This is a genomic window from Clostridium sp. CTA-19, from assembly GCF_054767855.1.
In genome coordinates this window covers 18,741-43,127 of sequence record NZ_BAAABH010000030.1, presented here as the reverse complement: position 1 = coordinate 43,127, position 24,387 = coordinate 18,741, and the positions used below count along the sequence as shown (strand labels likewise).

General features: G+C 25.7%; 22 protein-coding genes. 19 read left to right on the top strand and 3 right to left on the bottom strand.

From position 1 onward, the window contains the following. Positions 1-161 precede the first annotated feature (161 nt). Positions 162-977, top strand: a complete 816-nt coding sequence (locus ACYUE0_RS14365) for a RelA/SpoT domain-containing protein (RefSeq protein WP_460271114.1) — start codon at positions 162-164, stop codon at positions 975-977. Between the two features lie 18 nt (positions 978-995). Here ACYUE0_RS14365 and ACYUE0_RS14360 read toward each other — a convergent pair whose 3' ends face one another. Further along, positions 996-1,943 carry a TDT family transporter gene (locus ACYUE0_RS14360; RefSeq protein WP_460271112.1) on the bottom strand — a complete coding sequence of 316 codons (948 nt, stop codon included), beginning with the start codon at positions 1,941-1,943 and terminating at the stop codon, positions 996-998. Between the two features lie 9 nt (positions 1,944-1,952). Further along, complete coding sequence (locus ACYUE0_RS14355) at positions 1,953-2,420, bottom strand: C-GCAxxG-C-C family (seleno)protein (protein WP_061994732.1); 468 nt, start codon at positions 2,418-2,420, stop codon at positions 1,953-1,955. Positions 2,421-2,936: 516 nt separating this feature from the next. Between ACYUE0_RS14355 and ACYUE0_RS14350 the strand changes: the two genes are divergently transcribed. The 6 genes from ACYUE0_RS14350 (at position 2,937) to ACYUE0_RS14325 (ending at position 9,890) form a co-directional block, all read left to right on the top strand. Beyond that, the gene (locus ACYUE0_RS14350) at positions 2,937-3,758 is read left to right on the top strand and encodes a hypothetical protein (RefSeq protein WP_082761138.1); all 822 of its coding nucleotides are present in this window, start codon (positions 2,937-2,939) and stop codon (positions 3,756-3,758) included. A 383-nt stretch (positions 3,759-4,141) separates the two neighbouring features. Next, a complete protein-coding gene (locus ACYUE0_RS14345) occupies positions 4,142-4,945 on the top strand; it encodes an ABC transporter ATP-binding protein (RefSeq protein ID WP_061994731.1) in 804 nt (267 codons plus the stop codon). Positions 4,946-4,947: 2 nt separating this feature from the next. Beyond that, positions 4,948-6,609 carry a hypothetical protein gene (locus ACYUE0_RS14340; RefSeq protein ID WP_460271109.1) on the top strand — a complete coding sequence of 554 codons (1,662 nt, stop codon included), beginning with the start codon at positions 4,948-4,950 and terminating at the stop codon, positions 6,607-6,609. A gap of 534 nt (positions 6,610-7,143) precedes the next feature. Continuing rightward, positions 7,144-8,088, top strand: coding sequence for a DMT family transporter (locus ACYUE0_RS14335; RefSeq protein WP_460271107.1), 945 nt, complete (start codon positions 7,144-7,146; stop codon positions 8,086-8,088). 268 nt (positions 8,089-8,356) lie between these two features. Continuing rightward, positions 8,357-8,686 (top strand): thioredoxin family protein, encoded by a 330-nt coding sequence (locus tag ACYUE0_RS14330; RefSeq protein ID WP_460271106.1) that lies wholly within the window; start codon positions 8,357-8,359, stop codon positions 8,684-8,686. Between the two features lie 478 nt (positions 8,687-9,164). Continuing rightward, on the top strand, positions 9,165-9,890 hold the full coding sequence (locus tag ACYUE0_RS14325) for a LytR/AlgR family response regulator transcription factor (RefSeq protein WP_061994728.1): 726 nt from the start codon (positions 9,165-9,167) through the stop codon (positions 9,888-9,890). A 267-nt stretch (positions 9,891-10,157) separates the two neighbouring features. Here the strand turns inward: ACYUE0_RS14325 and ACYUE0_RS14320 are convergent, their stop codons facing one another. Continuing rightward, the gene (locus ACYUE0_RS14320) at positions 10,158-11,534 is read right to left on the bottom strand and encodes an MATE family efflux transporter (protein WP_460271105.1); all 1,377 of its coding nucleotides are present in this window, start codon (positions 11,532-11,534) and stop codon (positions 10,158-10,160) included. Between the two features lie 284 nt (positions 11,535-11,818). On the opposite strand from ACYUE0_RS14320, the gene ACYUE0_RS14315 reads away from it, so the two are divergent. The 12 genes from ACYUE0_RS14315 to ACYUE0_RS14260 all read left to right on the top strand — a co-directional run bounded on the left by ACYUE0_RS14315 (position 11,819) and on the right by ACYUE0_RS14260 (position 24,347). Beyond that, complete coding sequence (locus ACYUE0_RS14315; protein ID WP_061994726.1) at positions 11,819-12,631, top strand: MerR family transcriptional regulator; 813 nt, start codon at positions 11,819-11,821, stop codon at positions 12,629-12,631. Between the two features lie 341 nt (positions 12,632-12,972). After that, a complete protein-coding gene (locus ACYUE0_RS14310) occupies positions 12,973-14,997 on the top strand; it encodes a methyl-accepting chemotaxis protein (protein WP_061994725.1) in 2,025 nt (674 codons plus the stop codon). A 260-nt stretch (positions 14,998-15,257) separates the two neighbouring features. Further along, positions 15,258-15,887, top strand: a complete 630-nt coding sequence (locus tag ACYUE0_RS14305) for a DUF4004 family protein (protein ID WP_460271104.1) — start codon at positions 15,258-15,260, stop codon at positions 15,885-15,887. A 145-nt stretch (positions 15,888-16,032) separates the two neighbouring features. Beyond that, on the top strand, positions 16,033-16,401 hold the full coding sequence (locus tag ACYUE0_RS14300; protein ID WP_061994723.1) for a DUF2089 domain-containing protein: 369 nt from the start codon (positions 16,033-16,035) through the stop codon (positions 16,399-16,401). A gap of 74 nt (positions 16,402-16,475) precedes the next feature. Further along, positions 16,476-16,937, top strand: coding sequence for an SHOCT-like domain-containing protein (locus ACYUE0_RS14295; RefSeq protein WP_460271102.1), 462 nt, complete (start codon positions 16,476-16,478; stop codon positions 16,935-16,937). Positions 16,938-16,985: 48 nt separating this feature from the next. Beyond that, positions 16,986-17,267 (top strand): hypothetical protein, encoded by a 282-nt coding sequence (locus ACYUE0_RS14290; protein ID WP_460271101.1) that lies wholly within the window; start codon positions 16,986-16,988, stop codon positions 17,265-17,267. Positions 17,268-17,360: 93 nt separating this feature from the next. Further along, positions 17,361-18,359, top strand: coding sequence for an ABC transporter ATP-binding protein (locus ACYUE0_RS14285; protein WP_460271100.1), 999 nt, complete (start codon positions 17,361-17,363; stop codon positions 18,357-18,359). Between the two features lie 10 nt (positions 18,360-18,369). Beyond that, positions 18,370-19,194 (top strand): ABC transporter permease, encoded by an 825-nt coding sequence (locus tag ACYUE0_RS14280; protein ID WP_460271099.1) that lies wholly within the window; start codon positions 18,370-18,372, stop codon positions 19,192-19,194. A gap of 10 nt (positions 19,195-19,204) precedes the next feature. Continuing rightward, positions 19,205-20,023 carry an ABC transporter permease gene (locus tag ACYUE0_RS14275; RefSeq protein WP_460271098.1) on the top strand — a complete coding sequence of 273 codons (819 nt, stop codon included), beginning with the start codon at positions 19,205-19,207 and terminating at the stop codon, positions 20,021-20,023. A 32-nt stretch (positions 20,024-20,055) separates the two neighbouring features. Then, a complete protein-coding gene (locus ACYUE0_RS14270; RefSeq protein WP_460271097.1) occupies positions 20,056-21,342 on the top strand; it encodes an MFS transporter in 1,287 nt (428 codons plus the stop codon). 45 nt (positions 21,343-21,387) lie between these two features. Further along, a complete protein-coding gene (locus ACYUE0_RS14265) occupies positions 21,388-22,677 on the top strand; it encodes an MFS transporter (protein WP_460271096.1) in 1,290 nt (429 codons plus the stop codon). 1,040 nt (positions 22,678-23,717) lie between these two features. Further along, positions 23,718-24,347, top strand: a complete 630-nt coding sequence (locus ACYUE0_RS14260; RefSeq protein WP_460271095.1) for a hypothetical protein — start codon at positions 23,718-23,720, stop codon at positions 24,345-24,347. Positions 24,348-24,387: the final 40 nt, after the last annotated feature.

Sequence of the window (24,387 nt, the reverse complement as noted above, 5' to 3'; positions counted from 1 at the left end):
TAAATAGATACTTATATATGTACCGTTGGCTAAATGGGAATTTAAGCCTGTGGAGTGCTATATAAACCAAAGTAGCTTCGGCAAAATGGAGTACATTGAAACAGGAAAAATCTCAATATGGGTATTTTTGTCCATATTTTGAGTAGCAGAGTGCTATGACTATGAAAAATAACATTGATAAAAAAGTTTTTTTTGAAAAGTACCCTTTTGCAGTAGAGGAAATTGAAAATAACAATATTGATTGGAACGATTTAAATGAAATATATAACGATTTTATGAAATCTAGAGAAAATTATGAAACACAAGCAGAATTTATTTCTAATATAGTAAAAAGTGCATGTAATGTTCATACTGTTAAGGCTAGAGTTAAAAATACAGAAAGATTAATAGAAAAAATTATTAGAAAAACAAGAGATAGAAAAGAAAAGTATGGTGAAGGGTTTAAATTCACTATAGAAAATTATAAAGATGAAATAAATGATTTAATAGGAATTAGGGCTATACATATATTTAAGCAAGAGTGGGAAAGTATACATGAATTTATACTTAATACATGGAAAGTTACAGAAATGACAGCTAATGTTAGAGAGGGCGATGATACAAGTAGATTTGAAGAATTGGGAATACAAATTCATTCAAGAAAATCAGGATACAGATCAGTGCACTATTTGATAGAATTTTATCCAACTAGTCAAAAGGTTATAGCAGAAATTCAAGTAAGAACTATATTTGAAGAAGGATATGGGGAAATAGATCACCAGCTTAGGTATTCACATAAAGAAATACCTAAGGTATTAGAAGCAAATTTATTATTATTTAATCGTATTGCTGGAAGTGCTGATGAAATGGCTTCATTTATTAATTTATTAAATGATAATTTAGGTAGTGTAAAGTGTGAATATAATAAAGTTTTAAAAGAAAAAGAAGAAGAAATTAAGCTATTGAAAGAAAAAATTTGTTCTTTTGAAAAAAAGTAGATTCAATTGAATCTACTTTTAAGAATTTATGGTTAAATTAGTTTTAGTTTTTAATTTTGCATATATAAAATGTACATATCTTATAAGAACGTATAAAACTATAATTATTGCAATATATTCAGAAGCCTTGCTTATGTAATTTAATAAGCTAGATTTCATATTTATTGAACCTAAAAATTTATTTGAAGCTTTTAAAGCTATAGCACTTATTACTAATGGAAATGTAAATGCTGAGTAGCTTGGATAAAACTCTATTTTAAGAAATTTAGGTAAAAGAATAATTACTGTTATTAATGTTATTAATGATAAAGCTAATAATATTCCAATTATAATAGAATTTTTTGCTTCAAATGAATTTATATATCCAGCAAGACAAAGACTAGTTGGTGCTGCAAAAATAGTTATAAGCGGTAATGTAGGCTTAGGAAGTTGCTTTATAACTAAAACTCTATAAAGAACTATAGGTAATAAAATTAAATAACATATAAACCCAAACCAAAATACAGTCCTGCCAAAAGTTAAAGCATTAAAATTTGGAGCAGTTAAGCTTACCACTACAATACCTACATAAACTATGAAATAACTTGGGAATACTTTTTTTATATCAAATTTAAAAATAAACTTTATAGTAAAGTAGAGCATTAATACAAAATGTATAATGATGCCTAAAATCCAAAACATAAAAGCACATTTGTAAGAATAAGGTTTTATATATGTTGATAAAATAATTACTCCCATAGAAAATGTAGGGGTTACACTAGCTATTACTGGGTTTTTTAAATCATCTATAACAGATTTTGGATTAATAAAAAATTTTAACACAAGACATATAAAAATTATTGCAGAAATAGTTCCAAATATATTTTTATATATAGGACTATAGTTTGCAACTAAATTTCCCGTAGATGCTAAGGCTAGCATTAATCCAGCAATAGGGAGTGGTATTAAGTTAAAAAATTTTTTCATATTTAATACCTACTCTTTATCAATATTTTTTAAATTAAGTTCTCTAACTATTATGCTAGCAGCCTTTTCTGCAACTTCACCAGTAAATGATATACATTGAGCCTTGTGTTCACCAGAACCCATATCCATACCTTGAGTATGTACCTTACAACATAAGCAACCATGATTTTGTCTAAAACTTTCTTGAAGTTCATTTGCAAGTTTTAAAGTATTTTCTACTTTCTTGTCTCCGCCTTTAGTTCTACCAAAGAAATAACCAAGACAAAGAATACCACCAGAAACTGCTCCACATACACATTTTGAACGTCCTATACCTACAGGAAATCCAGATGCCATAGCAACCATTTCATCAGGCATGTCTAATTCAAAGTTATTTTTTATAGAATAAACTATAGCTTCAGAACAAAAGAAATCACCTTTTCTAAAAAGTTCTTCTGCATCTGATTTGATTTTTTTGATACTTACTTCAGTTTTCATATTAAATCCTCCTAATTGTATATAAAGTAGTGCAACAATATAGAATTTTAATATATTCATTAATTTAAAAGTGTTATTAACTGTAATTATGAAAAATGTATTTAGCATTTTTACATAATTAATTAAATTTAAGCATTAATAAAATATTTAAAATTTTAATGAATAAATTAAAATAATAATATAGATTTCTATATATTAAAATCTAACAAAAAACATACCAGTTTAGAAATAGAAAAAACAAATAGAAAAAAAATATCTATAGGTATTTAAAATATGCGAGAATTATTGAATTGAAATTTGAAAAATATTAAAATTAAAATAATTTATAAAATATATATTAAGAATAGAAAATTATAAGCAAAAAAGTTGAAATTATATTAAATATTATTAAATTTTAACTTTTTAATTCTATGATTTAGTATAATAGGAATAAATAAAAATCAGAAATGAAAAGGTTTAAAGCAAAAATTATTAGTATAATTTTAGTTTAAATTTCAATTTTAGGGGGAAGTATACATGGATATTTTTATGATTTTAGCAGCATTTGGTGGAGGTGCCTTTGCAGCAGCAATAGGAGCTTTGCCAGCATTTATACTTGTAGGAATAGTTGGACTTACGGGACTCACCGTATCAACAGGTCCAATTAATATGGTCGATGGTGTTGCTTTTGGTGCTTTTCTAGGCCCACATATTTCTTTTGCTGCTGGAGTTGGAGCTGCAGCTTTTGCGCATAAAATTGGTGAACTTGAGTCAGGAGCTGATCTTTTAACACCACTTAATAAGTTTTCAAATCCATTAATTTTATTAGTAGGTGGTGTATTTGGAGTAATTGGATGTGTGTTAAATTATTTATTTCTAGAAATTGTACATGTTCCAGCAGATACAGGCGCATTGACAGTTTTAGTGTCCGGGATCATTGCAAGATTAGTATTTGGTAAAAGTGGTATATTAGGAGATATAAAAATTAAAGAAAGAAAATATTGTCCTAATGGTAAAGAAATAATTTATTTAATAGTATTAGGTTTAGGTGCTGGTTTAGTAAGTTCATATTATGCAGTAACAACAGGAATTGCAGTATTAGGTTTTTTTATTAGTGCGGCTACGTTAATTTTTGCGCAGATGGGATTTGCAGTACCAGTAACACATCATATAACTTTAATGGCTGGATTGGCTGGCGTTACTAGTGGTAATATTTATATTGGCGCTGCTTTTGGTATTGTTGCAGCGATAGTAGGTGATATAGTAGGTAAGACTTTAAATAGTCATGCTGATTCACATATTGACCCACCAGCAACAACAAACTTTTTACTTTCGCTAATAATAACTCTTTTATTATAGAATGTATTTTAATAAAGAATATCGTAGATACAAGTATTTTTACATATTATAAGGTTTTAAGATGAACTGAAAGTTATTTATTAAATGATAAAGTTTGAGATTGATATAATATTAGTAGTTAATAACTTATTTTGGTAAAAAAATGATTAATAATTTTATAATCCTAGATAGGATTTAAAGATAAGATTGTGGATGTTTAAAAATTTTATAATAGCTTAATATTAAAAACATAAGAAAAGAGAAATTAGTATAATATTTCTAATTTCTTTTTTTATTTAATTTTATAAAAACACTAAGGATAAGTATGAAATAATGCATTTTAAGTTGATTATATATAAAGGTAAACAAAAAATGTATATAATAGAATGTAAGTATGTAGTTTTATGAAAAGGGGGATAATTGTGGAAACGAAAAGTGCTTTAGAAATAAAAGATTTAAGAAAAAGCTTTGGAAGCAAAAATGTTTTAAATGGTGTAAATATAGAAGTTTATAGAGGTGAAATCATAGGATATATAGGTCCTAATGGTGCCGGTAAGAGCACTACTGTTAAGTTAATATTAGGATTATTAGAAGATTATGATGGAGAAATAAAAGTTTTAGGAGAAAACATAAAAAATAGTGATGGAAGCTATAAAAAAAGAATAGGCTATGTTCCAGAAGTAGCAGATGTTTATGAGAGTTTAACAGCAAAAGAATACTTAACATTTATAGGTCAATTATATGGTATGGAATATGATGATATAGATAAAAAAGCAAAAGAATTAATGGAGGTTTTTAATGTAGGGGAGTCCTATAATTCTAGGTTATCTAATTTTTCAAAGGGTATGAAACAAAAGGTAATGATAATAGCTAGTATTTTGCATAATCCAGATATATTATTTTGGGATGAACCATTAAGTGGGTTAGATGCGAATATAATAATGATAGTTAAAGAACTTTTAGAAGAATTGGCATCTAAAGGAAAAACTATATTTTATTCATCACATATTATGGATGTTGTAGAAAAAATAAGTGATAGAATAATTCTTATAAATGAAGGTACAGTTATTGCAGATGGAACATTTGAGGAATTAAAATTGCAAATAAATGAAGGTTCATTAGAAAATATATTTAATGAATTAACTGGATTTAGTATGCATAAAGAGACAGCAAAAAAAATTATATCTATAGTTGAAGGAGAGGTATAGTTGTGTGGGAGTTTAAAATTCTAAAACTAATAGATAAATTTAAATGGGTCTACGAAAAATTAGGTGTAGATTATGATATGATGAGTCTAATATTAAAAATGAAACTTACTACAGACAGTAGAAAGACTCCAACGGTTTTAAGTAATACTAATGATGATAAGAAAGAAGAAAAAAATCAGTTTAAAAGTGCATTGAAGTATTATTTATTTTTAGGTATAGTTTTTATGTTTGTTATTATTCCAGATATAAATGTAATGGCTAAAATGAGTATGTACTTTTCAATGATTATGTTTTTTATTTTATCTATTTTCATATCTGATTTTTCAACTGTTATCTTAGATGTTAGAGATAAAACTTTAATTGGAACTAAAGGCGTAGATTTAAGGACTATAAATGCTGCAAAATTTACACATATAATTATATATATTTGTGAAATTACACTTGCTCTTTGTGGATTTTCTCTTATAGCATCTTTAAGATATGGTATTTTATTTTTTATAGTATTTTTTATAGAAGTAATTTTTATAGATTTATTTCTTGTAACAATAACAGCATTAGTATATTATTTAGTACTAAAGTACTTTGATGGTGAAAAACTTAAGGATATAATAAATTTTATACAAATACTTTTAACTGTAATAATTACGATAGGATATCAATTTATTGGAAGATTGTTTGATTTTGAAAACATTAGTGGGGCGTATACTGCTAAAATAGCTCATTATTTTTTACCACCACTTTGGTTTTCAGCACCATTATCAATTGCAAAAAATAAACAATTAGATATAGGCATAAGTATATTAGCAATATTAGCAGTAATTGTACCAATATTAAGTATAATTTTATATTTTAAAACAGCAAAAAGCTTTGAAGAGTATTTGATAAAATTAAATGAAAATTCGCAAACATCTAATAAAGAAAAAGGGAAATTTACTTTAAAGTTAAGTAAATTTATATGTAAAAATAAAACAGAGAGAGCGTTCTTTAATTTTTCCTGTGAAATGTTAAGTAAAGAAAGAGATTTTAAACTTAAGGTTTATCCATCATTAGCTATGGGTGCTATATTTCCTTTGATATTTTTACTTATAAACATTGGAAATATAAGCAATATAGCAAGCAGTATTCAAAGCATATCACAAGGTAAATCTTATTTTACATTTTATGCTTTAATAATGTTTGTATCACCAATGATAACAATGATCCAATTTTCCAAGGAGTATAAAGGTGGATGGATTTATAAGGCATTACCTATAGAAAATTATAACTTGATTTATAAGGGTTCAATAAAAGCCTGTATTTATAAATTTATTATGCCTGTAGTTATTCTAGATGGGATAATATACTTAATAATTTTCAAATGGAAATTTATTATACATTTAATTATAATGATTTTCGTTATGTTATTAATGATATTAATAGATTTAAAATGTATAGGTGTAGGATTACCATTTTCTATGAAGTACAGTCCAAGTGAAAATAAAAAATCCCTAGGAGCGTATATGTTGTCGTTTATTATAACTGGGGCAATATGGGGAGGACACTATATTGCAACAACTATTTCCTATGGAATTTACGGATATTTAATAATAATATTTATTGCAACAATAATAAGTTGGCATTTAACATTTAAAAATAAAAACAATTCAAAAGACATAATTTCATAATTAAGAAATTAGCTAGTCATTGGTATCTACGTCATAAATAAGATATCAGAGGCTAGCTTTATTTATTATCAAGTATAATCTTATAGGGTTTCAAGTTGACTCTTAAAGTTATTCATTTATCAAATGAGAAAACTCAAATTAATATTTTTTTAATAACTAACAGATTATTTTAGTTAAAAGTTAAGAGTAAATAGTTGTGGTTATTACTACTCACTTCGTTCCTAGTAATTTTCAACGTACCTTTTTATAAATTTGTAAAGCAAATTATATTGATAGATTTTTTAAAATCATTTTCAGAAAGTGGTTGCCACTTTCATCCTAAATTCATAATTCTTAACTAAATATATTTGCACTTGTTTCCCTATAGCTTTAAATCTAAATAAAAAATAACGTATATTTTTATTTAAAATTTCAATTATATATTGTTCAAAATTTTACTATGCTCTAAAATAAAAAATGTAAATAATTTAAAAGAAAAAAATATAAGAAACTAGGGGGGAGGAGGTTACCAAAATAAAACATAGGGTTTAAGATTTGGTAACTAGGATTAAAATGAATAATAAAAACAAGGGTATTGCTTTAGTATTAATAGCTACTTTATTTTGGAGCGTGATGGGTATTACAAGCAGAAATTTATGTATTGCAGGGTTAGATGAAAAAAGCATATCATTTTTTAGAGCGTCTATAGCAACAGTATGCTTTTTACTATGGCTATTAAAAAATAATAGGCAAGCTTTTAAAATTGATATAAAAGGATTAGTAATATGTTCTTTTTATGGAATTGGTACATTTGCATTGTGTTTTATTGCATTTAACTTGTCTGTGTCCAAAATTCCAATATCAATAGCTACTGTACTAATGTTTACAAATTCTATATGGGTAACTATATTTAATGCAATATTTTTTAAAGAAAAAATAACAGTAAAAAAAGTATTTGTAATCATTTTTGCAATGATTGGGTGCTTATGTATAGCTAATATTTTAAGTGGGGAAAAAGTAAAATTAGATATCATAGGAGCTGTTGCGGGGGTAGCTACTGGAATGTTATTTGCACTTCAGATTGTTATTCCTAGATTTTATATAGAAAAATATAAAAAAGATACAATGTTGATATATGGATTTTTAGCAGCTACATTGTTTTTAGCTATGTTTACTAATTTTAAGGATATAAAAGTAGCTGTTATAACTAATAATAATCCAATAGTGGTTATATTAAATATTTTATCAATCGGCTTTCTAAGTACATTTATATCAAATACATTTTATGTGAAAGCTACTGAGTACATAGATACAAGTTTAACTAGTATATTAGTTGCTTTAGAGCCAGTTTTAGGTAGTGTATTTGCATTTTTTATATTTGGTGAAATGTTAAATGGCATTCAAATAATTGGATCAATAATAATATTGATGTCTGCTATTTTTTTAGAGTATGATTTTTCTAGATTTAAAAAAAATAAACAGATTAAAAGTTCTATATAATTAACTTTATTTATAATAAAAGAAGTATAATATTGTATTATACTTCTTTTATTAATCAGATTTTAAGTATAGTTGTACTTATTTTTTCTTAACTGATAACAAAAATTTGATGTATAAATTTAAGTTTATATCCCTATATATAAGATAAAATACGTTATATTTGCAATAAATCAATAAAAGTAAAATTCATAAATTTGGTCTTAGAAAACATAAAAAATAAAATACATAGACTTAATTAAATTTTATAAAATAAGGAACGGAGCGTTATATGATGAAAATATTAAAAAATATATTAGATATAGAAAGATGTATAAAAGAAAATAATTTTGTAATATTATATTTTTCAAATGAAAGTTGTGAAGTTTGTAATGTGTTAAAAAGCAAAGTAGATAAAATAGTTAATTCTTATGAAAAGTTAAAAAGCTTTAAAATAGAAATAAATGATTGTAAAGAAGTTATTTCTAGATATGATATATTTGATATACCTACAGTGGTATTTTATATAGATGGAAAAGAAGTTTTAAGGGAAAGAAGATATATAAATTTAAGTGAATTAGATAAAAAAATTAATATATACTATAATTTATGTAATAGATAAAAAATTCATTTAGATATAAGAAATAGGAAATATATATATAAAAAGTTAATTTATATATATAACTATTTTAATATATGTTATAATTAATTATTGTAGAATAAATGTAAAATTAGTTATTTTTGTAGTACAATTGTCGTTAAATTTGTTGTTTTAAAAAATAAAGAGGATTCATCTTGAATATCTTTTTTTTTATGTGAAAATAGTTAACAACTTGATAAAAGTCTATAGTATAAATTAATAATAATTTACATTTGTGAAATGTTTTTTAGAAATAAAAAAAGGTATAATAGAGTATATTCAAAGGTCACAATTGGAAAAAAGTTAAAAATAAATATAATAAATTTATGGTATAAATTTAGGGGATATTATGTAGTTACGCGCTATAGAATCATTAATAATTTGCTTTACTTGAGTATTAAAAGTTATAGTATAATAGGTATGTAAATAGGTTATAAAAGCAAATGGTTTAGGAGGAATTATGAGTTACAATATTGCAATATGTGATGATATTAAGCTTCATAGGAAAGAAATTATAGATATATTAAAAGAAATTTGCAATAAGTCTATAATAGAAATTAATATAGATGAATTTGAAAATGGTGATGACTTAGCAATAAAAATAAAAGATAATCCATATAAATATGATATAGTATTTCTAGATATTATAATGAATAGCACCAATGGTATAGATATTGGAAAGTTAATAAAGGGTTATAATGAAAGACTTATATTAGTTTTTATAACTTCTTCTAAGGAATATGTTTTTGATGGATATGATACTGGAGCATTAAATTATTTATTAAAGCCAGTTAATAAGGAAAAGTTAAAGTTAGTTTTTGAAAGAGCTATCTGTTCAATAACTAAAAAAGAGGAAGACTACTTTTGTTGCAAGTATAAAGGGGTAATAACAAAAGTTCCTTTAGATGAGATAGAATATTTTGAAAGTATTAGGAGGGTGATGTTTGTATGTACAGATACAACTAGTAATACTTTCTATGGTAAGATATCTGAAGTTGAAGAATTTTTACCACATAATCAGTTTGCAAGATGTCACAAAGGATACATAGTTAATATAAAGAAAATAAAAGAAATAAATAAAGGGGAAATAACATTAGAATCTGGTAAAATTATACCTATAAGTAAAACTTATTTAGAAATTATAAAATTTAAATTTGTAGATTATTTAAATGATTGGTGTAAATAATATATTTAATTAAAAAGATATTACAATTTTAAATTTGTCTTAGTATGTTAGGGAAACAAGCTCCAATTTAAATTTATTCAATAACTTTAAAATATTTTCACACAAGATACAGTGTTGAATTTTAAGTGATTCTGAGTATGTCTCACTATTTTGGGTATCCAAGTTTTGAAATGAATAAATTTAAGAGTTAACTTGGAACCCTATATGAAATATAAAAAACTATGAAGTTAGATATTATATCTAACTTCATAGTTTTTTTGAGGAAAGTTAAGAACAATCAATTTCTAGAGAATCATCAGGTTCATTTGAATTTATATAAATTAAAGATTTTTTTATAACAAAGAATGAAATTACAAGACATAAACCTTCAGAAATTATAGTTGTAAACCATATTCCAGAACCACCAAACATATTAATCATTACTAAAAGAACCATAGAAACCAATATAAGTCCCCTTGATAATGAAATTATAGTAGCATATATAGGTTTTTCAATGGAAGAAGAAAATCCAGAAATTAATATATTATAACCTAAAATTAAAAAGGAAAAAGAATATATTCTAAATGATTTTACCGAGTAAGAAAATAGCTCTAAGTTTTCTTTACTTATAAAAATGTTTACTATTTCATTAGTAAATATTATAGATATAGTAAATATTAAAATTGATGCAAAGGTTATTGCTTTAAAGGACATTTTTAAAAGTTGTTTAATACTGGTGTTATCTTCTTTTCCAAAATAAAAGCTAGATAGTGGTTGCATTCCTTGTGTTATACCAATCATTGTCATTAGAACTAAGGTACTAACGTAACATATAACGCTATAACTTACTATTCCATTTTCGCCTATATATTTTAAAATGCTTTGATTAAATAATAATATAACAACTCCAGATGTAAGTTCTGTTATAGCATCAGGGAATCCTATAAGTATTATTCTTTTTATAGTGTTAAATTTAAATTTAAATTTAGTTAGTTTTAGTTTAGAAACTTTTCTACAAAAATGACTAAAGAAAAATATTGTTGATATTACTTGTGAAATACCTGTTGCAACTGCAGCGCCCTCAACTCCTCTGTTTAGTTTTATGACGAATAGGTAGTCAAGAACTATATTAGTTATTGCAGAAAGAACAACTCCTATTATTGCCAAGTAAGGATAGCCATCAGTTTTCGTAAGAACTTCTAAACAATAAGAAACTATAAAAAATGTGTTGAAAACAATTATAATTTTAAGATATGAAATTACAAATGGTAAGGTGTTTTCAGTAGCACCTAAAAATAATGCAAGTTTGTCAATGTTAATATAGCTTAGTATGCTAATAGTTAGTGAGAATACAATCATAGCCACAAGGTTGAGGGTGAAAATTTCATTAGCATCTTTATTATTATTTTTTCCAAGGGAAATTGAAATTATTGTAGATGCACCGGTTGAAAAGAACATAGAAGATGCAAAAACAAAATTCACATAAGGCATAGCAATATTTACAGCAGCTAAAGCGATAGGTCCAACCACTCTACCAACAAACATACCATCAACCATAGTATAGATTGAGTAAACCCACATAGCTATTACTGAGGGGAATAAGTAATGCAAAAATTTTTTTCTTAGTGCCGACTTAGTGGCGACGGCATCAACAGAATTAGACATAAAAACACTCCTTAAAATTATTAAATTTTATAATAATATTTTTTTATTAAATTTATTTATAATTTAATAAAATATTATAAAATAATACTATAATAAAATTATAAACCTTGGTATAATACCAAGGTCAAGGATTACCTAAATATAATAATATTTAAGTGTATAACAATAGAAGTGGAGTGGTTATTAAAAAATAGTTAAAGTATAGATTAAAGTAATTTATATAGTAAATATAAAACTAAACATTGTACAAGCAAGTACAGGAGATATAGTTAAGAGGTGTTATTTTGAAAGATTATTATAAAATTGGAGAAATCTCTAAAATATATGGAATTGGAAGAGATTCGCTTATGTATTATGAAGAGTTAGGTATTTTAAAACCTATAAGAGATACTAATGGATATAGACTTTATAGCATAAGTGATATATGGAAACTAAATTTAATTAAAGAATTAAGAACATTAAATTTTTCTATGAAAAAAATAAAGGATTATATAGATAATAGAAACATAGAAATTACTAAGGAAGTTTTAAAAGAGGAAATACATATAATTGACAAACAAATAAAAGATTTAAGTAAACAAAAGGAAAATATAATTAATAGATTAAACAATATAGATAATGTAGTAAATGGTTGTGAACTTTATACTATAAAAGTTGTCTATATGAATGAAAGAAAAGCTCTTAAGCTTAATGGAGATATATCTAGAGATGAAGATGTAGACTTTTTAGTTAAAAAATTACAGAAAAAATTTGAAGAAAAATTTTATGTTTTAGGGAACAAAAATATAGGTGCTATATATGATTTAAATCAGTTAAAAGAAAACATATACAATCAGTATAAATCAGTATTTTGTTTGTTAGAGGACAAGGAAAAATCATATAATCTTTTACTTGAAAAAGGATATTATGTTACTTATTCATATAGAGGATCATATTGTACAAATAAAGAACACTTACCTAAGATTTTAGAATTTATAAAAGAAAATAATTATAAAATTAAAAGTGAGCCAATTGAAATATATAAAATAGATGTTCACGAGACATCATTAGATAATGAATATATTACTGAAATTCAATTTCCAGTTGAAAAATATTAGTAATAGGTAAAGCCGTAGTTTAAAAATTACGGTTTTATTTAATTTTAAGTCTTCTATTTATTTTAATTGAATTTTTTCTAGATGATTTTAAAAAAACTATGTCTTTTGGAAACCATTAAGCATAAATTTTACTTTCTCTATATAGTGCCACTTTTTATTTAATAAGTATATATTATATTATGTAGAACTATATAATTTTAAGTATTTTCCAGTATGTTTTACTATTTTAGATATTCAAGTTTTTAAATGAATAATTTAAAAAGGCTATAGTTCTATGAAAATTTTAATTTGTTAATAGGTTGTATAAAAACTACTTATTAGCTTAGCTAAGGAGGAGTAGTATGAAAAACAAATTAAAATCTATACAAGGTAAATTAATGTTTATTATGAGTATAATTATAATTCTAATTGTACTTCTATTTAGCTTTATAATTATAGGATTAAGTAGTAATTTCTTTTCAGATAAAGTTACAGAAATATTTACTACAAATGTAAAAGGAGCTAGTGAGTCTATTCATCAGCTTATGGACAAGGAAGTAGGACAATTAGATAGCTATCAAGAAGGCTATATTCAATTAGTTATAGATAGTAACGGACAAGCTACTGATGAAAAGATAATAACTTTAAATAAAGAGATATTAGAAACATTTAATAATGAGAAAAAAAATAATAATTTTATAGAAGAAATATTTATAACTAATAAAGAAGGGAAAATATTACTTGCTACTAACCCAAGTATTATAGGCGAAAGCATTAGTAATGAAGAATTCTTTATAAAAACTATGGATAATGATGAAAAAAATATTTCTTCAGTGAAAAAATCTTTAATAAGTGATAATTTAGTATGTGTGGCATCTAAGCCCATAGTAGATAAAAATAATAAATTTAATGGAACTATATGTAAAGAAATAAAAGTGGAAAGTTTTACTGAAATAGTGGAAAAATTTAAGAATGATGGATTTTACAATTATTTAGTTGATAAAAATCATAATGTTTTATTCCATGAAGATAGGAGTTTAATCGGTAAGAGTATAAATCTTGATGCACTAAATGAATTATTAAACAATGGAGATATAAAAGATAATGGTTTATTTGAATATAAATACAATGGTGAAAAAAAAGTTTCTGCATATTCTAAAATAGATGGAACAGACTGGATTATGTTTTCAAGTGGATCTAAAAAAGATATGTTAGCTCCAGTTATGAATATGGTAGTTAAAATACTAATTGTATTTATAGTTGTTATATTTATAGGTATATTTGTTATGTATGTGTTTGGAAAAAAAATCACCAAACCTATAAAATTATTAAGCGGCAAAGTAAAAAAAGTAGCAGATGGTGATTTATCTATAAAGGTTAATGAGATTAATAGTGATGATGAAATTGAAATACTAGCTAATGATGTAAATAAGATGATAGAAAGCTTAAAAAATCTAATAGGAAGTTCTTTTTCATCTGTAGAGCAATTAGAAAAATCATCAACAGAATTAAAAAATATTAATGAAAATTTTAGAGAATCCAATGCTGAAATAAAGGCATCTATAGATGAAATAACTCAAGGAATAGTTGTTCAAGCAAATGATGCTGAAAAAGTAAGTTTAAAAACTCAAGCCTTAGAAGAAAAAATAGAATTGTTAGCAAATAAAAATTTACAAATGGAAGAACAAGGTAAAGAGGTCATGGATTCATTAAATGATAGCACATCAAAAATTAAGTTTTTAGCAGAAGCTAATAAAAATTCTATAGATAGCTTTGAAACAGTTAAAAATTCAGTATTAACATTAATAGAACAAATGAGTGATATTTCAACTATTGTGGTTACGATAAATAAAATATCTCAGCAAACTAATTTATTGTCATTAAATGCATCTATTGAAGCAGCTAAAGCAGGTGAAATGGGTAAAGGTTTTGCTGTGGTAGCAGAAGAAATTAGAGTATTATCTCATGAAACGGAAGATGCGACTGAAAATATACAATCCATAATTTCAGGTATAAATAAAGTAATAAAATCTACAGAAAAGGCTTTTGAAACTTCTAATGATTTAAGCAAAGAACAAGTAGAGTCATTCAATATGATGAGGCAATCTTTTTTAAATATGAATAAGTGTTTAAAAAATATGTTTGATGCTATGACTATTATGAATAATGAAATTGGAACAATTAATTTAACTAAAAAAGATGTTGTGGACTCTATAAATCAGGTTGCAGCAGTAGCGGAAGAAGTTGCAGCACTAGCAGAAGAAGTTAATAAATCTACAACAGATCAAACAGGATCACTTGAAATGATAACTCGAAGTACAGATGAATTATTAATACTATCAGAAACAATAAAAGAAACCATATCATATTTTAAGTTAGAAAATTAATAATATTTTTAAGCCATTAGAATAATATTATCCTGATGGCTTTTTCTGAGGATTTTAACATGGAGAATAAATTAATTATAAATTTTAATATGATTTTTAATAAAAATTATGTGTTTATATTGTGAATTATCTTATAAGAGAATTAAAGATATAGATGAATATTGCTGTCTAGTAAGATTTTAAATTCATATACAGTATAACAATGTTTTGCTATACTGTATATATAATAAATAAACATCTATAAAAAGGAGGTTTTTAATATGGAACAAGATTTAATTTCAAAAAAAGAACTTTTAGAATTAACAGGAATTTCTTATGGACAACTTTATAGATGGAAAAGAAAAAAAGTAATACCAGAAGAATGGTTTATGAAAATAGCAACTTTTACAGGTCAAGAAACTTTTTTTCCACGAGAAGAGGTTTTGGAGAGGATAAATAAAATAATAACATTAAAAGATGAAGTATCTTTAGATGATATGGCAAATATGTTTTCATCTAAACCAGAAAATTTTAAAATAAATGAAAAATTGTTATTAGAAAGAAAACTAGTTTCTGTAGCAACACTTACATTATATAAATATAATTTTGGTAATTGTTTGGAATTTAATTTTTCAGAAAGTGTTGCATTGAGTTTATTTGATAAATTACTTAAAATAAAAGGGATTTCTATTAATGATGTAGTTAGTATAATAGAGGATATAAAAGAAAGATTTGATGATATTCAATGTGAAGATTATAATTTGGTAATATTAAAAAAGAATAATTCAGAAGAATTGTTTATAATTTTTGCTAATGATAAAGTATTAGAGATTGGTGGGGTAAAAGTAGTTGAGGTTATAAACTTGAAAAATATAATAAATTCATTAAAAGAAATCTGGTTAGAAAATTAAATAAATTAATACATATATTAATTTATTTAATTAAAATTATGAATAAAATTTAAAATATCAATTTAAATATAAAAATATTCAATAAAAGTGTTTACTAAAGAGAATGGTTAGCATATAATTGTTAATATAAGGAGGAATTTATAATATGTATAAAGTTCTTAGTAAGTGTCCTGTATGTAATCATAGTTTGAAAATTATTAAATTAAAGTGTAATAAATGTAACACCGTTATAGAAAATGAATTTATGTTCTCTAAGTTTGAATCTCTTTCAAAAGATCAGCTAAATTTTATAGAGGTTTTTTTAAAATGTAGAGGAAGTATAAAAGATGTTGAAAAGGAACTAGGTGTTTCTTATCCAACGGTTAGAGGAAAATTGGATGATGTTGTTGAGTCACTTAATTTAAATGTACCTAAAGAAGATGAATTTGTTAAAACATCGAGTAATAATGAAATTTTAGATATGCTTGAAAATGGGAAAATAACAGCAGAAGAAGCAATGAATTTATTAAAATAATTAAAGGGTTCTTAAAAATATATAAGAACCTATTGAAACAATATACAGAAAATTCAAAAAAAGGAGAGGAAAATATGAAAACAGAAATTTTAAGAGTTTTAAAAATGATAGAAGAAGGAAAAATTGATGCAGAAACTGGAGCAAGCCTTATAGCATCATTAAAAAATAGTGAAGAGGAAAATTTAGAAATTAAAGATAAATATGATAATAAGAATATATCAAAAAAATTAGATGAAACTCAAATACAACTGTTAAAAGAAGAAGGGGAGAAATTTATAGCTGAAACTCCTAAAAACAGTGAAATTATGTTGTATGTTTTTGTAATTTCTGATGATGGAGACAAAGTTAAAATAAAAATACCTATAAAATTTATAAAGTTAATGTTAGCAGCAACTAATAAAATTCCATCTATGTCAAAAGTTGAGGATAAGGTGGATATGGACTTAATAAGAAATGCTATAGATCAAGGAATTACAGGAAGAATTGTAGAAGTTGAAAGTGCAGAAGGCGATATTGTAATAGTTGAAATAAAATAAATTTATTTTGAAAAATGTTAATTAAAAAGTAATAAAGTAGGTAGAACTATGAAAATAATTATAAAGGAAAATATGGGGAGAAAATTCATTATACCAATTCCTATGTTTTGTATATCCATAGCTATAAACTGCATATCATTAGCTGGAAAGTATGGAAGGAAAAATAAAAATTCACACTCTAAAATAAATGAAGAATCATTAGAGATATTAAAAAACATTGATAAAAGAATATTAAAAAAAGCATTTAAAGATTTGAAAAAAAGTTGTAAGGGTATGGTTATAGTTGATATAGAAGAACATGACGGAAGCTGTGTAAAAATTATAATATAAATTAAAATTTTAGCTTAAAGAATTAAATATTAGAATTTTAAAATGAAATTCTAATATTTAATTTTATAAAAAGGTACATTTTAGGGGGATTTTATGGGAGAAATTGTACAAATAAAAAATGTTAAGAAAACTTTTATAGTAAAGAAGAAAAAATTTTTTAAAACTATTGAAAAAACAGAATTTAAAGCTGTAAAAGATGTAAGTTTTAATATTAAAAAAGGGGAGATTTTTGGACTTTTAGGGCCTAATGGAGCAGGAAAAACAACTGTTATAAAAATGATAATGGGACTTTTAAGACCAACAGATGGAACAATAATGGTTAATGGAATAGATAGTGAAAAAGAGCAAATAAAAGCCTTATCACAGATAGGAAGTATTTTAGCAGGGGACAGAAGTGTATATTGGAAGTTGACGGCGAGAGAAAATTTAGAATATTTTGCAAGTTTGTATGGATTTAGTTCAAAAGAGGGGAAAGAAAGAACTGAAAAAATGTTGACAAGATTAGGTATAATTGATAAAGCAGATATGACGGTGGAAAAATTTTCTACAGGTATGAAGCAAAAGGTTGCATTGGGAAAGGCACTCATACCTGATTCACCAATAATTTTACTAGATGAACCTACTTTAGGATTAGATCCACAATCTGCATTAAACTTAAGAGACATAATATTGTCATTGAAAAATGAAGGTAAAACAATTTTATTAACTACACATTATATGGAAGAAGCAGATTTTTTATGTGATAGAATTGCAATAATTGATAATGGAGAAATTATTGCTCTTGATACACCAGATAATTTAAAAGAAAGCATCTCAGATATTAGCAGTTTAAAAATTGAGGTTGATAATGTAAAAGAAGAAATGTTAAAAGAATTACAGTTAATCAATTTAATAGAAAATGTTAATTCCACATATTTATCCAATAAAGGAACTTATGAAATATTAATCCACCATAATGATGACACAGATATAATACAGCCTATTTTAAATATATTAAATAAATTTAATACAAGCATTAGCAATATCAATGTTTTAAAGCCTTCTTTGGAGGATGTTTTTATAAAATTAACAGGCAAGGCTTTAAGAGAGTAGGTGAGTAAATATGAAAAGGCTTAAGGTAATAATGGCAATAGGGAAAAAGGGATTAATAGAACTCGTAAGATATAGAGATTGGATAATAGGATTAATTATTTGGCCGGCAGTATTTCCTTTGGTTTATATATTAAATGCTAGAGTATTGTCTGGTAAAGATGGAAGTCTTGCTGGTAATTTTGTGAAAATTACAGGTTATTCAGATTTTAAAGGGTATATTCTTATTGGTTCACTAGTGTATATGTGGGTAAACATGACATTATGGAGTTTTGGATCATTTTTAAGAAGTGAACAGAAAAAAGGGACTTTAGAGTCTTTATGGATATGTCCAATAAATAAATTTGACATTATGATAGGTGGTTCAGTTGTAACGGTAATAAGATCATTTATATATGTATTTATATCTATTTTAGAATATAAAGTTTTATATGGATTACAGTTAAAAGGAAATTTACTTCAATGGATAGTAATTTTTGTTGTAATTCTAATAGGAGTTATTGGGATTGGAAGCATACTGGCAAGTTTAGTCTTATGGGTTAAAGAAGCTAATGTAGCTGTTCATATAGTAAGAGGAATAGTTATGGTATTTGCAGGTATATCCTTTCCTATAATTGTTATGCCAAATTTTATGCAAATAATTTCTAAATCATTATCATTTACATTTGGAATTGAGGCTGCAAGGGCTGTCATGTTAAATGGTAGTAGTCTAATTGAGACAATAGAACCATTAATGATATGTCTAGTACTAGGAGTAATATATTTTATTATTGGAAGGTTAATATTTGTGATATTAGAAAGAAAGGTAAGAGAAGAAGGTTCACTATCACGATTTTAGGGGGATTTTTATGAGTTTTAAGCATGTATTAAGGGTTATAAAACAAAAAATTATAATAAGGGCAAAAATATATTTTAGATACCCATTAAATGTATTGATGATTTTTGTAATGCCATTAATATGGTTGACACCACAAATATTAATGGCTAAAGGATTTGGAGGAACTGCTGGCTTTAAAGAATTTACCGGAAGTGATAATTATGTAGGGTTTATGGTTATAGGTTTTATGATAGCAGTTTACTCTTCAAATACTATGTGGTCTATAGGGTATAGTTTGAAGGAAGAAATGTGGGATGGAGTTTTAGAATCAAATTGGACAACACCGGTAAATAGAATAGTATTAGTTTTAGCTAATGCTATATTTGAATTTATAACTGCTACATTTCAAGTAATACTTGTTGGTGTTATTTGTAGATTAGCTTTTAATTTCAATGTCTTTAGTAAGGAATTATTAAAATGCATAATATTTTTAATACCATTTCTGTTTTCACTTATGGGATTAGGTTTAATTGTAGCAAGTTTAGTTCTTATAATAAAAAATGAAAATACAGTAATAGATGTATCGGATGGAATAATTCAAGGATTTTCAGGATCAACATTTCCTATAGAAGTATTACCAAGATTTTTACTTCCTATAAGTTTTATTATTCCATTAACATATATGAATAATAGTGCAAGGGTGCTGATTATAGGAGAAACTCCGTTTATGGATTTAAAATATGAATTTTTAATATTAGTTATATCAATGTTTGTATTTTTATTTCTTGGAATTTTAACTTTTAACAAAGTAGAAAAGAAATGTAGACAAGAGGGCCTATCTGGATACTAGATATAAAAAATTATAATATAGGGGATGGATATATGGGAGAAATTAAACCAGTTAAAAATGAAAAAATAAAACTATGGAATAAGAATTTTTTCTTACTTTGGCAAGGACAGCTAGTATCTGTTTTAGGTGATGTCATATATATGTTGGCTTTAGAGTTTTGGATATTGGATATTACAGGTTCAACTGGACTTATGGGGCTTTTAAGTACACTAACAATGTTACCAAGGGTAATTTTAGGCCCTTTTGCAGGGGTTTTTGTTGATAGATGGAATAAAAAGAAAATTATAGTTATAACAGACTTTGTTAGAGGAATTTTTGTTACATTTGTTGGAGTTGCTGCAATTATGGGGTTCATAAAAGTCTGGATGGTTTTTGTTGTTGGTGTTATAAGTGGTATATGTGCAGCATTTTTTAATCCAACAGCAATGGCAATAAAACCAGAAATAGTACATGAGTCAAAATTGGTTCAAGCAAATTCAGCAACTAGTTTAGCGCAATCAGGTATGAGTATGGTAGGAAGTGCAATTGGTGGAGTTTTATATGTAACAATTGGTGCGCCATATTTATTTTTATTCAATGGACTATCGTATTTATTTTCTGCAATTACTGAAATGTTTATGAGAATTCCACATATAGTTAATAAAGAATCTAAAGTAACTTTTAAAGAAGATTTTAAGGAAGGATTTAAATTTATGTGGAAGTTTAAAACTTTAAGAAATATATTCGCTTGTGCTTGCATGTTAAACTTTTGTTTTTGCGGAGCAATGATATTATTTAAAGTATATTGTAAAGAAGTAGAGTTCTTAGGAATAGAGAGATTTGGATACCTAATGACTTTATATTCAGTAGGAGCAATTTTGGCTAGCATTTTATTATCTGTATTTAAAATAAAAAAAGAAAATAAATTTAAAGTATATTTAATTAGTTTATTATTTTTTTCGGCAAATGCATTTTTAATACCTTTAGCAGGTAGCTATATAATGATGGTAGTAATAATGTTTTTTATGGCTTTCTTTATGGTTGTATTTAATAATTTATTTGATAGCGCCATGATATTAGTAATCCCTGCTAATAAGAGGGGAAAAGTGTCAGCTATTGCAGGAACATTATCCATGGGATTAGCACCATTAGGAACTTTAATAGGTGGTGTTTTAGGTGAATTTATGTCAGCAGGGTATGCTATGGCTATATTGTTTACAATAGGGTGTGTGTTTACAATAGGATGTGGATTGATAAAAGGTAGTAAAAAAATGATAGAGTATGAAGGGGAAGAATGTTCCATAGAAGAGTTAATTATTCAAACAAATAATATGCATTAAAAATTTTAAATGATAATTATGTATAGTTAAAGAGGTACTAATAAAATGGGGAATACTTATTTAGAAATAAAAAAAGAAAAACTTTGGAATAAAAACTTTTTTTTGTTATGGCAGGGGCAATTGGTATCTGCTTTAGGGGATATGTTATACATATTTGCATTAGAATTTTGGATACTAGATGTTACAGGTTCAACTACAATTATGGGACTTTTAACTACACTAACTATGCTACCAAGGATAGTTTTAGGTCCTTTTATTGGAGTGCTTGTGGATAGATATAATAAGAAAAAAGTTATAGTTATAACAGATTTTATAAGAGGTATATTAATTACAGTGGTAGGTATAAGTGCAATTATTGGAGTAATAGAGGTATGGATGGCTTTTGTGGTAGCAGTCATAAGCGGTATATGTGCTGCATTTTTTAATCCAGCAGTTATGGCAATAAAACCAGATATAGTACCGAAATCAAGACTTGTTCAAGCGAATTCAGCAACTAGCTTAGCTCAATCAGGAATGAATATGATAGGGAATGGGATTGGAGGAGTTTTATATATAACACTTGGAGCATCATATTTGTTTTTGTTTAATGGATTATCATATTTATTTTCAGCATTTACAGAAATATTTATAAGTGTAGAATCTACAGTTAATAAGAATTTCAAAGTAGATTTTAAAGAAGAATTTAAAGAAGGGTTTAGATTTGTATGGAAGTTTAAAACTTTAAGAAATATATTTTTATGTAATAGTATATTAAACTTTTGCTTTTCAGGCGGAATGATGTTGTTAAAGGTTTATTGTACTGAAATAAGTTTTTTAGGCGTTAAGGGATATGGATATTTAATGACAGTGTTTTCAATTGGAGCAATTATATCAAGTACTTTATTAACTATGATTAAATTAGAAAGAAAGTTGAAATTTAAAGCATATGTATGCAGTTTAATTATTTTTTCTATAACTATATTTTTTTTGCCATTAATGAAGAATTATGTTTTAATGATGATCATAATGTTTACTATGGCCTTTTTTAATAGAATATTTAATGTAATATTAGATAGTACTAAGATGTTGGTGATTCCAGCTAATAAAAGAGGGCAAGTTCTATCTATTTTACGTACTTTCTCTATGGGATTAGCACCATTAGGGACGTTAGTAGCAGGAATTTTAAGTGAATTTATTTCAGTTAAATATGTAATGATGTTATTATTTATTATAGGAATTTTATCAATAATAACTTGTATACTGGTTAAAGGTAGTAAAACATTAGTTGAATATGAAGGACAAGACTTTTATTTAGACGATTTAATTAATAATACAAACAAATTATATGATATGTAATTTGTGGCTATTTAAATGGGAATTATATCTTAAAGATGAAAAAATTAAGTGTTAGAAATTTGGAGAAATAGTGGTATGCTAGTAAACTAAGTACTTACAAAAATTGTTCTAAAATTCAAAAAAATTTAATAACAAATTTTTAAATTAGTAAATACAATATAATTAACTTAAAAATGAAAGCTTGGACATTCTATAGTGTGATTGAAGGAGATTTGATTGTTTAGTTAAATTACAAGGTCAATTTTAATTAAAATACGAAGTTAAAAGCCATTTACAATTAGTTAAAAACACTTTATAGTATATATTACAATATAATAAGTGGTGCAGTATTCTAGTCGGGTAAGTATCTTTGAAGACGGGGCTAAAAATCCGTTGAAGAGCATATCGATGAAGTTCCTGGTGCTGGCTTGAGACGCCCAGTTTTGGGCTGGTGCTGGGAGTTAAGGTTGTGGGACAGACGCAAAGGCATGTGGTCATTGATCCTACTTCCGTGGAGACCATTGTATGTGCTTTAGAAGAGATGTCTAAAGTACGGCAATGGATTAAACCTGTAATGTGGTGAGTTTAGCTATGTGCAGTGTAGCTTGCCTTGAGTGATATAGGGGGAGGTTAGGTTGAGATAACAATTCTAGGCCAAGAAGTGTTATTAATTGCTTACTGAAACCTATGTTGCAAAAGAGGATAAAAAGATACCCAACTGTTGAGGAAATCTCCTAGACTGTTCTAAAAGAGACATATTAGGGATTGTGGTGCGGACTAAGTGGTAATCTGGCCCTATGCGTTAGCATAGATAAGATATTCAAAGGAAACTGCTAAAATGGCGACATTTTAGTTATCTTATGGGAAATCCTGCTAGACCTAAGCCGTAAAATTAACTTAATGTGTCACCACTTGTTTAATTGAAAATATTAATAATTTATAAGAATAAGTAATTGTAATTTTGAGTATTATATAAATAGATTTAAAAGTTAACTTTTTAATCCTTTAATTATGTATATTGAAAATTATAATTAAGTATATAAAAAATTAGGAGGATATAATTGGGCACGAGTAATAAAAATAAAAATTCAAAACAGGAAAATGGTGAGCGAAGATGGCTTATAACAATCGTTATAACAACTTTTGTTATAAGTGGAACAGTATCTTTAATATCAGAATCCACATTATCTAAGGTGAATATATTAGTAGCTTTAGCAATATTATTTGGGATAATTCTTTTAGGTGTAGTATTTGATATTGTAGGTACAGCAGTTACAGCTGGTGACGAAACTCCATTCCATTCTATGGCATCAAAGCGTGTTCCAGAGGCAAAAATAGTTGTAAAATTAATTAGAAATGCAAGTAAAGTTTCTAACTTTTGTAATGACGTTATAGGTGACGTTGCAGGGATTATCAGTGGTTCTGTTGGTGTAGTAATAGTTTCTAAAATATTGCAGGCAAAACCTAATCTTAATCAAATATTAATTGCAGCTACAATAAGTGCTGTAATTGCAGCTATGACTGTCGGCGGTAAAGCTATGGGTAAAAAGGTAGCTATATCTAAAAGCAATGACATATTATTTTCAGTTTCTAAAATAATATATTTTTTTCAACTAATAGGAAAAGGTAAAAATCCTTTTAAAAATAAAAAATTAGATATTAAAAATAAAAAACAGTTAATACAGAAGTAGTTTATACAAACTACTTCTTTTTTATTGCAAAAAAGTAATA